The sequence below is a fragment of the Arthrobacter sp. E1SS-5 genome (assembly GCF_057073715.1).
Genome location: NZ_CP172703.1, coordinates 2,089,328 through 2,101,477, shown reverse-complemented (window position 1 = coordinate 2,101,477; position 12,150 = coordinate 2,089,328). Strand labels below are relative to the sequence as shown.

The 12,150-nt window shown below is 66.2% G+C and carries 9 protein-coding genes; 3 read left to right on the top strand and 6 right to left on the bottom strand.

The genetic code is table 11. The annotated features are described in order from the left end of the window. Window positions 1-47: 47 nt before the first annotated feature. The 4 genes from ACIGJD_RS09690 to ACIGJD_RS09675 all read right to left on the bottom strand — a co-directional run bounded on the left by ACIGJD_RS09690 (window position 48) and on the right by ACIGJD_RS09675 (window position 4,924). On the bottom strand, window positions 48-428 hold the full coding sequence (locus ACIGJD_RS09690; RefSeq protein ID WP_142133923.1) for a GntR family transcriptional regulator: 381 nt from the start codon (window positions 426-428) through the stop codon (window positions 48-50). Further along, window positions 425-2,251, bottom strand: a complete 1,827-nt coding sequence (locus ACIGJD_RS09685; RefSeq protein WP_483689334.1) for an ABC transporter ATP-binding protein — start codon at window positions 2,249-2,251, stop codon at window positions 425-427. Before ACIGJD_RS09685 ends, ACIGJD_RS09690 begins: the two co-directional genes overlap by 4 nt. Continuing rightward, the gene (locus ACIGJD_RS09680; RefSeq protein ID WP_483689333.1) at window positions 2,248-4,002 is read right to left on the bottom strand and encodes an ABC transporter ATP-binding protein; all 1,755 of its coding nucleotides are present in this window, start codon (window positions 4,000-4,002) and stop codon (window positions 2,248-2,250) included. Before ACIGJD_RS09680 ends, ACIGJD_RS09685 begins: the two co-directional genes overlap by 4 nt. 139 nt (window positions 4,003-4,141) lie before the next feature. Then, window positions 4,142-4,924, bottom strand: coding sequence for a trans-aconitate 2-methyltransferase (locus tag ACIGJD_RS09675; RefSeq protein ID WP_483689332.1), 783 nt, complete (start codon window positions 4,922-4,924; stop codon window positions 4,142-4,144). A 97-nt stretch (window positions 4,925-5,021) separates the two neighbouring features. On the opposite strand from ACIGJD_RS09675, the gene ACIGJD_RS09670 reads away from it, so the two are divergent. The 3 genes from ACIGJD_RS09670 to ACIGJD_RS09660 all read left to right on the top strand — a co-directional run bounded on the left by ACIGJD_RS09670 (window position 5,022) and on the right by ACIGJD_RS09660 (window position 9,478). Further along, window positions 5,022-7,565, top strand: coding sequence for a DEAD/DEAH box helicase (locus ACIGJD_RS09670; RefSeq protein WP_483689331.1), 2,544 nt, complete (start codon window positions 5,022-5,024; stop codon window positions 7,563-7,565). Window positions 7,566-7,641: 76 nt separating this feature from the next. Continuing rightward, window positions 7,642-8,148: an N-acetyltransferase family protein gene (locus tag ACIGJD_RS09665; RefSeq protein WP_483689330.1), complete on the top strand. Its 507-nt coding sequence runs from the start codon at window positions 7,642-7,644 to the stop codon at window positions 8,146-8,148. Window positions 8,149-8,212: 64 nt separating this feature from the next. Beyond that, window positions 8,213-9,478, top strand: a complete 1,266-nt coding sequence (locus ACIGJD_RS09660; RefSeq protein WP_483689463.1) for an alpha/beta fold hydrolase — start codon at window positions 8,213-8,215, stop codon at window positions 9,476-9,478. Here ACIGJD_RS09660 and ACIGJD_RS09655 read toward each other — a convergent pair. Together ACIGJD_RS09655 and ACIGJD_RS09650 are read right to left on the bottom strand one after the other, a co-directional pair. Continuing rightward, window positions 9,464-10,873 (bottom strand): MFS transporter, encoded by a 1,410-nt coding sequence (locus tag ACIGJD_RS09655; RefSeq protein WP_483689329.1) that lies wholly within the window; start codon window positions 10,871-10,873, stop codon window positions 9,464-9,466. The two genes, ACIGJD_RS09660 and ACIGJD_RS09655, sit on opposite strands and share 15 nt — an antisense overlap. Before the next feature lie 130 nt (window positions 10,874-11,003). Further along, entirely contained in the window at window positions 11,004-12,032 is a 1,029-nt protein-coding gene (locus ACIGJD_RS09650) for a TerC family protein (protein ID WP_483689328.1), read from the bottom strand. Between the last annotated feature and the right edge of the window lie 118 nt (window positions 12,033-12,150).

The following is a 12,150-nucleotide window of genomic DNA, read 5'->3' as shown; positions in this document are numbered from 1 at the left end:
CCCATAATGCTAATCGAAAACTTTTTCGAACACTGACCGTTCCGCCCTCAGGGAACATCGTAGGCCGCGGCCAGCAGCTTCACCGCTTCGGCGAAGCTGGCACCCTGGGATTTTGCGACGGCGGCATACGCGGCCGCGGCGTCGGAGAGTCCTCCCAGCCGCTCATCCCGGGCACAAACCACGGTGCCGTTGCGCCCACGGGTGGCGACCACGCCGGCCGCCTCCAGCTCCTTGTAGGCCCTGGCCACGGTATGCGGGGCGACGTCCAGTTGTTCCGCGAGGGCCCGCACCGCGGGGAGCCTGGTGCCGGGCGCCAGTGCACCGCTGTCCGCCAGGTGGATGACCTGCAGCCGAAGCTGCTCGAAGAGCGCTACGCTGCTGGCCTGGTTGGGCCGCCATGACCCCGGGAAGTCGGCAGCAGCCTTCACAGGCCACCCTCCAGGACGCCGGCCTTGCCGTCGCGTTCTGCAAACTGGGCGTAGTACAGCCTGGCGTAGTAGCTGTTGGCGGCAAGGAGGCTTCCATGCGTTCCCTGCTCGACGATGCGTCCGTGGTCCATGACGAGAATTAGATCAGCGTTACGGATGGTGGACAAACGGTGGGCGATCACGAAGCTTGTCCGCCCGTGGCGCAGCCGCTGCATCGCCTGGCGGATGAGCAGCTCAGTCCTGGAGTCCACCGAACTGGTTGCTTCGTCCAGGACGAGTACGGAGCGTTCGGCAAGCTGCGCCCTGGCGATGGTCAGGAGCTGCCGCTGGCCCTGGCTGAGCGGATCCCCTCCGTTTTCCAGGACGGTGTCGTAGCCGTGCGGCAGGGACCTGATGAAGCGGTCGGCGTGGGTGGCTTCCGCGGCAGCGACAATGGCCGCATCCGGGGCGTCGGGCCGGCCGTAGGCAATGTTGTCGCGGATGGTGCCGGCGAAGAGCCAGGAGTCCTGCAGCACCACGCCAAACCGGGCACGGAGGTGGTCCCGGGGGATGTCCGCGATGTTTATTTGGCCCATGGTGATCCGGCCGGAGGTGGGCTCCAGGAACCGCATCAGCAGGTTCACCACCGTGCTCTTGCCCGCACCGGTGTGTCCGACGATTGCCACCGACTGCCCCGGTTCCACCGTGAAGGTGAGGTTGCGGACCGCGGGGACGGAGCCAGGGTAGCCGAACGTGACGTCCTGGAAAGCGATGGGGCCTCCCGCCGGGGCCACGGAAGGCCGCCCATCCTGCTCCTGCAGGTGTGGCTCCTGCGGATCCTCACGCGCATCCAAAAGCACGAAAACCCTGCCCGCGGACGCCGCGCAGGACTGCATGACGTTGAGGAGCCCCCCGATCTGGCCTACCGGCTGGGTGAACAACCGGCTGAACTGGATGAAGGCCTGGATGCCCCCAATGGTCATGGCTCCCGCAATGACCTGCAGGGCTCCCACGACTGCAACCGCTACGTAATTGAGGTTGGACATCAGCACCATCAGCGGCTGGACCACCCCCGCCGAGTACTGGGCCTTGGCAGCTGCCCGTGCCAGCCGCCCGTTGCTGCGGCTGAAAATTTCCACCGCATGTCCCTGCCGGCCGAAAGCTTTAATGACCTCGTGCCCGCTGACGAATTCCTCCACGTGGGCGTTGAGTTCGCCGGTCTCCTTCCACTGCACGGCGAAATGCTCCTGGGACCTCCTGGCCACCAGGAATGTAATCCAGGTGGAGATGGGAACGGTGGCAATGGCAATGGCTGCGAGCAACGGCGAGATCCACAGCATCATGGCCAGCGAACCGAACAGCATCAGCACCGACACGATCAGCTGGGTCAGGACCTGGTTGAGGGCCTGCGCGATGTTGTCGATGTCGTTGGTGGCCCGGCTCAGGACATCACCCCGTGAGCGTTCCCGGAAGTAGGTGGAGGGAAGACGGTGAAGTTTGTCCTCGACCGAGGCGCGCAGGCCGTACATGAGCCCTTGCACGGCGCGGGCTGTCAGTGCGCCCTGCACCCAATTAAAGAGGGAGGCGAAGACGTACATAGTGGCCACAGCGGCCAACAGGATTCCCAGGCGCTGGTCCAGGGTGCCTTGGAAGATGCCCTCCACCACCACGTCGGTGGCATCACCCAGGTACTTTGGGGCGGCAACGTTGAGGCCGGCGAACGCGCAGGTAGCCGCCACCGCCCCCAGCATGTGCAGCCGGAAGGGGCGCAGCAGGCCGAGGAGCCTGCCGGCGGTCGGCCAGAACCCCTGCTTCGCTTCCCCGCCTTCCTCCGCAGCCGTCACAGCGTGCCGTCCAACGCGAGCTGGGACTCGGCAATTTCGCGGTAGGTGGCTGAGGTTTCCAGCAGCTCCTGGTGCGTCCCCTGCGCAACGAGCCCACCGTCGTCGAGCACCAATATGAGCTCCGCGTCCTCCACGGCGGAAATCCGCTCTGCAACCAGGATGGTTGTTGCCGCGGCGAGCTGCTGGTCCAGGGCATGCCGCAGCCTGGTGTCCGTGTCGTAGTCCAGCGCCGAAAAGCTGTCATCAAAGAGATAGAGGGGCGCTTTGCGCAGCAGGGCCCTGGCAATGCACAGCCTTTGCCGCTGCCCGCCCGACAGGCTGGCGCCGCCCTGGCCAACAGGGGTGGCAAGCCCCAGCGGGAGGTCACGCATGAAACGCATGGTCTGTGCCGCCTCCAGGGTGGCCCAGAGTTCTTCGTCCGTTGCGTCCGGGGCGCCCATCCGCAGGTTGTCGGCAATGGTCCCCGTGAACAGGTGGGAGTGCTGGGGCACGATCGCCATGGCGGCGCGGAGCTGGTCAAGGGGCAGGTTCCGAATGTCCTGGCCGGCCAGCATGATCCGCCCCTCCGTGGGGTCAAGGAACCGCGGAACCAGGTTCAGCAGGGTGGTCTTGCCGCTGCCCGTGGAGCCGACGATTGCGGTGGTGGTACCGGGGGCGGCGGTAAAACTGATGCCGGCAAGAACAGGGGCTTCTGCACCCGGATAGGAAAAGCCAACGCTCTGGAACGTCAGCGCCGCCGGCCGGTCCGGGTCCAAATGGGGGTGCTTCAAAGGGGCGTGGTCCAGGCGGGCGTGCGGCTGCGCTGCACTGCTGACGGACGGCTCGGTGCCGAGGACCGCCTGGATCCGTTCGGCGCAGACGGCGGCGCGGGGTGCCGTCATGAGGACGTACATCGACATCATGATCGCGAGCAGGATCTGCATGATGTAGGCGATGAACGCCGTAAGCGCCCCGAGGTTCATCAGTCCGGCCTGGATGCGGTGGCCGCCGAACCAAACAACCGCGACCGAACTGATGTTGACCACCAGCATGATCATCGGCAGCATCCCGGCCACCAGGAGCGCCGACTGCAGGTTGTTGGCCGTCAGGCCCGCGTTGGTCGCCGCGAACCGCCGCACTTCGTGGCCCTGCCGGACAAAGGCGCGGATGACATCAACGCCAATGATCTGCTCGCGGAGAATGCCGCCGGACCGGTCCAGCAGGTCCTGGCCCTCCCGGTAGAGCGGGATCAGCCGGCGGACGATCAGGTACATGATCAGCAGGAGCAGGGGCACGATGACGATCACCACCGCCGAGAGCGCCACGTCCTGCTGCACGGCAAGTACGATCCCTCCGATGCCCATGGCCGGGCCGGCAAAAAGCATGGTGAAGACCAGCACGGCAAATGCCTGGACCTGCTGGACATCGTTCGTTGCGCGGGTGGTCAGGCTTTGGGTTCCGAACAGGGCCACATCCTGCGAGGACAGCGACTGGATCCTGGTGAACATCTGCGCCCGCAGGCGGTGCCCGATCTTCATGGCCACCACGGCGCCGAGGTAGCCCGCGGCGATGGCCGAGGCGGCCTGCACCACGGCGATAACGGCCATGAGCACCCCGAGCCGCGAGATTACCTCAGGCCTTCCGGCGACGATGCCGTCGTCGATGATGGCCGCGTTCACCGTGGGCAGCAGCAGGTTCGCCGCCGCCTGGACCAGCTGGAGGAAGACGATGGCTCCGACCTGACCGTATTGGCCCACAAGCTGCCGCTTCATGAGTCCGACCAGCAAAATACCCCCTGTAGGTGCGTTTGGCCGAAGAGGGGGCCAGCGGCTTGACCCCTAAACCACAGACGCCATTGTAAGCCACATCACTTTTCACCGCTGTCACGCCATGTGACGGTTTTGAAAACTATCAGCCGGCATCCTTGCGGCCCACTGCGAAGATCCGGCGGAACGGGAAGACCGTGCCGTGGACGCCCTGGGGATAGGCGTCCCGCAGCGCGGCGCCGTACTCGGATTCGAAGCGCTTGGCGTCATCCTCGTTAAGGGCGGCCATCACTGGCCGGAGCGCCGTTCCCCTGACCCACTCCAGCACCGCGTCCTGGCCATGCAGCACCTGCTGGTAGCTGGTTTCCCACGCGTCCGCCGCGAAGCCGGCGTCGAGCAGGATGCCCAGGTAGTCTCCGGGCTCCCCCACCGTTTCCCCGCCCCGCAGCACCCCGTCCAGCTTGGACGCCCACCGGTCCGATGCCGCGAGTTCCCGCATCAGGGCGTGCGACGGGGCGTTGAAGTTCCCCGGGACCTGCATGGCAAACCAGGCGCCGGGCCGGAGGGCATCGAGCCACTTCCGCATCAGGTCCTGGTGGCCCGGGACCCACTGCAGGGCGGCGTTGCTCACCACGACGTCCGTCCCGTGAGCGGGCATCCAGTCGGCAATGTCCGTCTGCTCGAATGCCAAGGCGGGAATCTTCGCCGCCAGCGGGGCAGCCTTTGCCAGCATCTCCGCGGACGAATCCAGGCCGACCACCCGGGCGCCCGGCCAGCGTTCCGCGAGTGTTGCCGTGAGGTTCCCGGGCCCGCAGCCAAGGTCCACCACCTGCGCCGGGCCCTCCGCATGGATCCGCGCCGTAAGGTCGAAGAACGGCCTGTTGCGATAGTCGCCAAACTCGACGTACTTTGCGGGATCCCATTTCATGAATATCTCCAGGTTCTGACGCGCACACGGGCAAGCCGTAGCCTAACCCGGCAGCACCGCCCTGCCGGTATGCCACGTGGCACTAAGGTTGAACTCGATGAAACTCGTTGACCAGCTGAGCGATCTGTCCACCCCAGACCAAGCCGCCGCCGTCGACCCCGACGCCCTTTACACCCGGTTTGTGGAGTGGACGGAAAGCCGCGGGCTGTCCCTGTACCCGGCGCAGGACGAGGCCATCATGGAGCTCGCAACCGGCGCCAACGTCATCCTGGCGACGCCCACCGGGTCCGGGAAGTCGCTGGTGGCCATCGCGGCGCACTTCCAGGCGATGGCCCACGGCCGGCGCAGCTACTACACGGCGCCCATCAAGGCCCTGGTATCGGAGAAGTTTTTTGCACTGTGCGACATTTTCGGCGCAGAGAACGTAGGCATGATCACCGGCGACTCCGGGGTCAACCAGGAGGCGCCCATCATCTGCTGCACGGCGGAGATCCTGGCCAACATCGCGCTGCGGGAAGGCCCGGCGGCGGAACTGGGCGCAGTGATCATGGATGAGTTCCACTTCTACTCCGACCCGCAGCGCGGCTGGGCCTGGCAGGTCCCCCTCCTGGAGCTTCCGCAGGCGCAGTTCCTGCTTATGTCCGCAACCCTGGGCGACGTCACCCGGTTCGAGGAGGGGCTGACCGCGTTGACCGGGCGTTCCACCACCACGGTGAGCTCGGCGGAGCGGCCCATCCCGCTTCACTACTACTACCACCAGACTCCCGTCCACGAGACCCTGGAGGAGCTGCTGTCCACCAGGCAGGTGCCTGTCTACGTGGTGCACTTCAGCCAGCTCGAAGCGATTGACCGCGCCCAGAACCTGATGAGCATCAACGTGTGCACCAGGGAGGAAAAGGACAAGATTGCGGAGCTGATCGCCAACTTCCGGTTTGCGGCAGGGTTCGGGAAGACGCTCAACAGGCTGGTGCGCCACGGGATCGGCGTGCACCACGCCGGCATGCTGCCAAAGTACCGCCGGTTGGTGGAGCAGCTGGCACAGGCGGGACTGCTGAAGGTGATTTGCGGTACGGACACGCTGGGCGTGGGCATCAACGTGCCCATCCGGACGGTGCTGCTCACGGCCTTGAGCAAGTACGACGGCGTCCGAACCCGGCTGCTTAACTCACGCGAGTTCCACCAGATTGCGGGGCGGGCCGGCCGCGCTGGCTACGACACCGCCGGGACGGTGGTGGTGCAGGCGCCCGAGCACGTGATCGAGAACGTCAAGGCGATGGCCAAGGCCACCGCCAAGTTCGGCGACGACCAGAAGAAGCTCCGCCAGGTGGTGAAGAAGAAACCGCCGGAGGGTTTCGTGTCCTGGGGCGAACCGACCTTCAACCGGCTGGTCGAGTCTGTCCCGGACCCGTTGACATCGAGTTTCACGGTGACGCACGCCATGCTGATGAACCTGATGGAGCGGCCCGGCGACCCGTTCGCGGCGGCCCGGCGGCTGCTCACCGAGAACCACGAGCCGCGCCCCAACCAGCTGCGGCTGATGAAGAAGGCGCTGGGCATTTACCGGGAACTGCTGGCCGCCGAGGTCATCGAGCGGATTCCGCCGGAGGAACAGGGCCCCGACGGCCGGACTGTCCGGCTGACCGTCCACCTGCAGCCCAACTTCGCCCTGAACCAGCCGCTCTCCCCCTTCGCACTTGCCGCACTTGACCTGCTCGACCCGGAGTCGCCGTCGTACGCCCTGGACGTGGTGTCCGTGATCGAGGCGACCCTGGAGAAACCGCGCCAGATCCTGTCGGCGCAGCAGAAGAAGGCCCGCGGTGAAGCGGTGGCGGCCATGAAGGCGGACGGGATCGACTACGACCAGCGGATGGCCATGCTGGACGAGGTGACCTACCCGCAGCCGCTGGCAGACATCCTGGCCGAGGCTTTCGAGGTGTACCGGAAGGCCGCCCCATGGGTGGGCGACTTCGAACTCGCGCCCAAGTCCGTGGTCCGGGACATGTACGAGCGCGCCATGAACTTCGGCGAATTCGTCCAGTTTTACGGGCTGGCGAGGTCCGAAGGCATCGTGCTGCGGTACCTCGCCGACGCCTTCAAGGCACTGCGCCAGACCGTCCCGCAGGACGCCCTCCGGGAGGACCTGGCGGACCTCATCGCCTGGCTCGGCGAACTGGTCCGGCAGGTGGACTCCAGCCTCTTGGACGAGTGGGAGGAACTCACGTCCGGGAAGGCCCCGACGCCGCACGATGCTCCCCCGCCCCCGCCGCCGTCGCTTACCTCCAACATCCGCGCTTTCCGGGTCATGGTGCGCAACGAAATGTTCCGCCGGGTTGAACTGTTCGCCGACGAGGACTCCACGGCATTGGGAGAGCTCGACGGCGGCTCCGGCTGGGGTGCCGAACGCTGGGAAGATGCGCTGGACGACTACTTCGACGAACACGACGACATCGGGACGGGTCCCGATGCCCGCGGCCCCGGCCTACTGATCATCACCGAGGAACCGGGGACCTGGAAGGTTCGCCAGATCTTCGACGATCCGGCGGGCAACCACGACTGGGGGATCTCGGCGGAGGTGGACCTGGCGGAGTCCGATGCGACCGGAACGGCCATGGTCAGGGTGACGGAGGTAAACCGCCTCTGACGCGGGCCGTCTGCGCTCTTTCGGGCTGTCCACGGTCCTGCGGTGGCCGTGCCGGTGCCGGCGGTAAGCTCGAACCATGAGTGTAATCCGCCCCGCAACCCAGCATGACGTCCCCGCCATTCTCCGCATGATCCACGAACTGGCTCATTACGAAAAGGAACCCGACGCCGTCCGGAACACGCCCGAATTGCTGGACCAGGCGCTCTTTGGCGACAACCCGCGCGTGTTCGCGGCCATGGCCGAAGATGATGCGGGGGACGTTCAGGGCTTCGCACTGTGGTTCCTGAACTACTCCACCTGGGAGGGCGTGCACGGGATTTACCTGGAGGACCTTTACGTTCGCCCGGAAGCCCGCGGGGAAGGTCACGGAAAGGCCCTGCTGCAGCACCTCGCCGCGATCGCCGTCGAGAACGGCTACGCCCGGGTGGAATGGAGCGTGCTGGACTGGAATGAGCCCTCCATCAACTTCTACCGCCGCCTCGGGGCCCGCCCGATGGACGGCTGGTCCACCTTCCGGCTCACCGGCGACGCGCTGGATTCGTTCGGCCACGCAGCCTCCCTTCCTGCTCCTGCCCGTGGTTGACGTGCAGCGCGGCCCTGCCGCAGCGGTCCGTCACGAGGTAAGGGCCAGGCACGAGTTCCGCGGCATGCGCACGGTGGAGCACTGCTTCACGGTCCCGCTGGACCACTCGGAGCCGTTGGGCGAGTCCATCACGGTTTTTGCCCGCGAGTATGTTTCCGCGGCACACAGCGAAGAGGCGGCCAGCGCGCTGCCGTGGCTTCTGTTCCTGCAGGGCGGACCCGGCGGACGCGGGAACAGGTGGGGTTCGCTGGGTGGCTGGAGCAAGGCCGCGGCGCAGGACTTCCGCATCCTGATGTTGGACCAGCGCGGCACCGGACTCTCCACTCCCCTTGACCGCACCACCCTGCCCGGACGCGGCTCCGCTGCCGCGCAGGCCGCGTACCTGGAACATTTCAGGGCAGACTCGATCGTGGCAGACGCGGAGCTGATCCGTGCGGCCCTTGGCTCCGGCCCCTGGACCATCTACGGCCAAAGCTACGGGGGCTTTTGCGCCCTGACGTACCTGTCCTTTGCGCCGGAGGGGCTGCGTGAAGTGCTCATCACCGGCGGCCTTGCACCGCTCACCGGCGGCGCGGACGACGTGTACCGCGCCACCTACCAGCGCGTGGCGGCACGGAACGAGGAATACTTCGGCTGGTATCCGGAGGACCGGGAGACGGTGGAGCGGATTGCCCGCCACCTGCGCTCAACAACCGAGTTTATGCCCGACGGAGTGCCCCTTACCGTGGAACGGTTCCAGATGGCGGGGGCATTCCTGGGCGGGAACACCCGGGTGGACAGCCTCCACTACCTGCTGGAGGACGCCTTCGTGCAGACGACGGGCGGGCCAAGGATTTCGGACGCCTTCCTGGAGCAGCTCCAGGGCGTCGTTTCCCGCCGTTCCAACCCGCTGTATGCCCTGATGCACGAGTCCATTTACGGCCAGGGGCAAGCCACTAATTGGTCCGCCTGGCGGATGCTCGCCGAGAACCCCTGGTTCAGGCCGGATGCCGAGCCTCTGCTGCTGACCGGCGAAATGGTGTACCCGTGGTACTTCGAGCAGGATCCGGCCCTAGCGCCCTTGCAGGAGGTCGCGGAGCTGCTGGCCTGCAAGCAGGATTGGCCACCGCTCTACGATTCCCGGGTGCTTGCCGCCAACACCGTACCCGTGGCGGCTGCGGTGTACTCGGACGACATCTACGTGGACCGGGACCTCTCCTTGCGCACCGCGGCAGCAGTGCAGGGCCTGCAGGTCTGGGAGACCGCCGACTTCCATCATGACGGGATTGCCGACGACGGTGAGAGGATCTTCGCCCGCCTTTTGGGAATGGCCCGCTCAGGCGGGCGCTGACTGCCGGTGCGACGTCCGGGTGACCACCGCGGCGGCCAGGACAGCTGCACCGATGGTTCCGCCCAGGAGATTCAGGCCCAGGTAGCCGGCGTAGCCCAGGACCAGTCCTGACAACGCGCCGCCCAGCGCCCCCGCGGCGCCCATCAGCATGTCGGAGACGCCCTGCACCGCCACCTTGGCGTCCCGCCCGACGCTGTCAGCCAGCAGCGTGGACCCCGAGATGGTGGCCGCAGACCAGCCCACGCCCAGCAGGACCAGTCCGACGGCTACGGCAGTGGTTGAGGACTGCCCGAATCCGGCAATCGCGACGGCGGCCACCAGCACCGTGAAGCCGATCATGATGGTCTCGATCCGGCCCGCCCTGTCCGTCAGCCAGCCCATGACCGGGGAAAGCGCGAACATCCCGGCAATATGCAGCGAAACGGTGAAGCCGATGATGACCAGCACGTCCCCTTCGGCATGTCCGGTATGCGGACCGGGCCCTTCCACGAGGTGCTGAAGGTGCAGCGGAGTCATGGACATTACGCCCACCATCACGGCATGCGCGGCGACGATCCCGGTCACGGCCAGCAGCGCCGTCCGCGAACTGCGGATGGCCCGCAGCCCACGGCCAAGGGAGCCTCCGACGGCCGGTGGCCCGGCGGGGACGCCCTGCCCGGAGACATCGGACCCAGGGCCGCCGATGCCCGGGACGTCCAGCACCGGGGCCGGCGGTTCCTTGGTCAGCGAGGGGTCCGTGACAACGTTGTTGTTGGCGGCGGCAAGTTCGCGTGCCAACAGCAGCGGGTCGGGTCGGAGGCCGGCGAACACGAGCACGGTGGCAGTCAGGAGCCCGGCCGCAGAGATCACGAAGGGTCCTGCGATGGGCGGCAGGCCCAGTGCGGTGCCCACGGCCGTACCGGGCTGGATGAGATTGGGCCCGGCAACGGCGCCGACGGTGACCGCCCAGACCACCGTGGACAGCGCCCGGCCGCGGTGCTCGGCGGCAGCGAGATCGACGGCGGCGAACCTGGCCTGCAGGCTCGCGGCAGTTCCCACTCCGATGCCTGCCGCGCCCAGGACCAGCAGGATGAAGGAACCGGATATCACTGCCAGGACCATAAGCACCGCGCCTGCCAGGGCGGCGGAGAGTCCCGCCACCTGCCCAGCGCGGCGGCCGCGCCGTTCGGCCACGGACGCCAGGGGCAGCGCCGCAGCTGCGGCCCCGAGGGTCATTACGGTGGCAACGGATCCAGCCCAAGCGCTGGACCCCGAGAGTTCCACGGCCAGGATGGAACCGATGGACACGGTTGATCCCGTCCCGAGTCCACCGAACACCTGGGCCGCGCTCAAGAGCACAACGGTGCGCCGCTGCACCTGGCGCACGCCCTGATCCTTCACGAGTGTGCGGGCCATATTCCGAGCATAGACCTGTGGCGGAGTGCCCTACAGGGGGTTCGGGTCGCTGTTCCCACCAAGGTTTAAAACGGGTAGTCCCGGCCGCGCAGGCGGCCGGGACTACCGTGATTTCATCGTGCGGCGCGGCCTATTCGGCGTCGCTGTGGCTCTTCCGGACGTCTTCTTCAAGCCGGGGATCAACTTCGGCAACCTGCGCTTTGGAGCTGAGCAGGCTCGCGGCCACGGCAATAATGATGGTGCCGACAATGACGGCAAGCGATACGAAGGTGGGGATCTCCGGCGCCCACTCGATGTGGTGCCCACCGTTGATGAACGGCAGTTCGTTGACGTGCATGGCGTGCAGGACCAGCTTCACGCCGATGAATGCGAGGATGACGGACAACGCGTGCTTGAGGTAGATCAGCCGGTTCATCAGGCCGCCCAGCAGGAAGTACAGCTGCCGCAGTCCCATCAACGCAAAGAGGTTGGCGGTAAAGACGATGAAGGGGCTCTGGGTCAGGCCGAAGATTGCCGGGATGGAGTCCACGGCGAAAAGCAGGTCCGTCAGGCCGATCGTGATGAAGACGATCACCATGGGGGTGAAGACCTTCTTTCCGTTGACGACCGTCCGCAACTTGCCGCCGTCGAACTTCTCCGACATGGGGATGACCTTGCGGATCTTGGCAATCAGCGGGTTCTCGCGGTCTTCTTCCTCTTCACCCTCGTCCTGGGCCTGCTTCCACGCCGTCCAGAGCAGGAAGGCACCGAAGATGTAGAACACCCAGCTGAACTGGTTGATGACCACGGCGCCCAGCAGAATGAAGATGCCGCGCAGGATGAGCGCAATGATGATGCCCACCATCAACACTTCCTGCTGGTATTTCCGGGGGACGGAGAACCTGGCCATGATGATGATGAAGACGAACAGGTTGTCGATGCTGAGGCTGTACTCCGTGACCCAGCCGGCGACGAACTGGCTGCCGAATTCAGGGCCGGTGAAAGCGAACATGGCGCCGGCAAAGGCCAAGGCCAGCGTGACGTAGAAGGCCACCCACAGTCCGGCCTCCTTCATGGAGGGTTCGTGCGGCCGCCGCACCACCAGGAGGAGATCGATCAGGAGAATCAGGCCGAGGACGGCAAATGAGCCAACCTCGAACCATACGGGCAAGTCGAGCACAGGGAAGCCTTTCGCAGGGTACACAAAATGGTGTAAGTCTCTCCGGCCTGCCTGTGCACTTGGTGCTGATGCGGCGGCCCGCTACGCCCGGCAGGGCAACTGTGCCCTGCGTGTTGAC

Bases quoted from the DNA above. Each gene is read 5' to 3' on its own strand.
- ACIGJD_RS09655 (WP_483689329.1), bottom strand. From the start codon at position 10,873: ATGGCCCGCACACTCGTGAAGGATCAGGGCGTGCGCCAGGTGCAGCGG.
- ACIGJD_RS09660 (WP_483689463.1), top strand. From the start codon at position 8,213: ATGCGCACGGTGGAGCACTGCTTCACGGTCCCGCTGGACCACTCGGAG.
- ACIGJD_RS09680 (WP_483689333.1), bottom strand. From the start codon at position 4,002: ATGAAGCGGCAGCTTGTGGGCCAATACGGTCAGGTCGGAGCCATCGTC.
- ACIGJD_RS09675 (WP_483689332.1), bottom strand. From the start codon at position 4,924: ATGAAATGGGATCCCGCAAAGTACGTCGAGTTTGGCGACTATCGCAAC.
- ACIGJD_RS09670 (WP_483689331.1), top strand. From the start codon at position 5,022: ATGAAACTCGTTGACCAGCTGAGCGATCTGTCCACCCCAGACCAAGCC.
- ACIGJD_RS09665 (WP_483689330.1), top strand. From the start codon at position 7,642: ATGAGTGTAATCCGCCCCGCAACCCAGCATGACGTCCCCGCCATTCTC.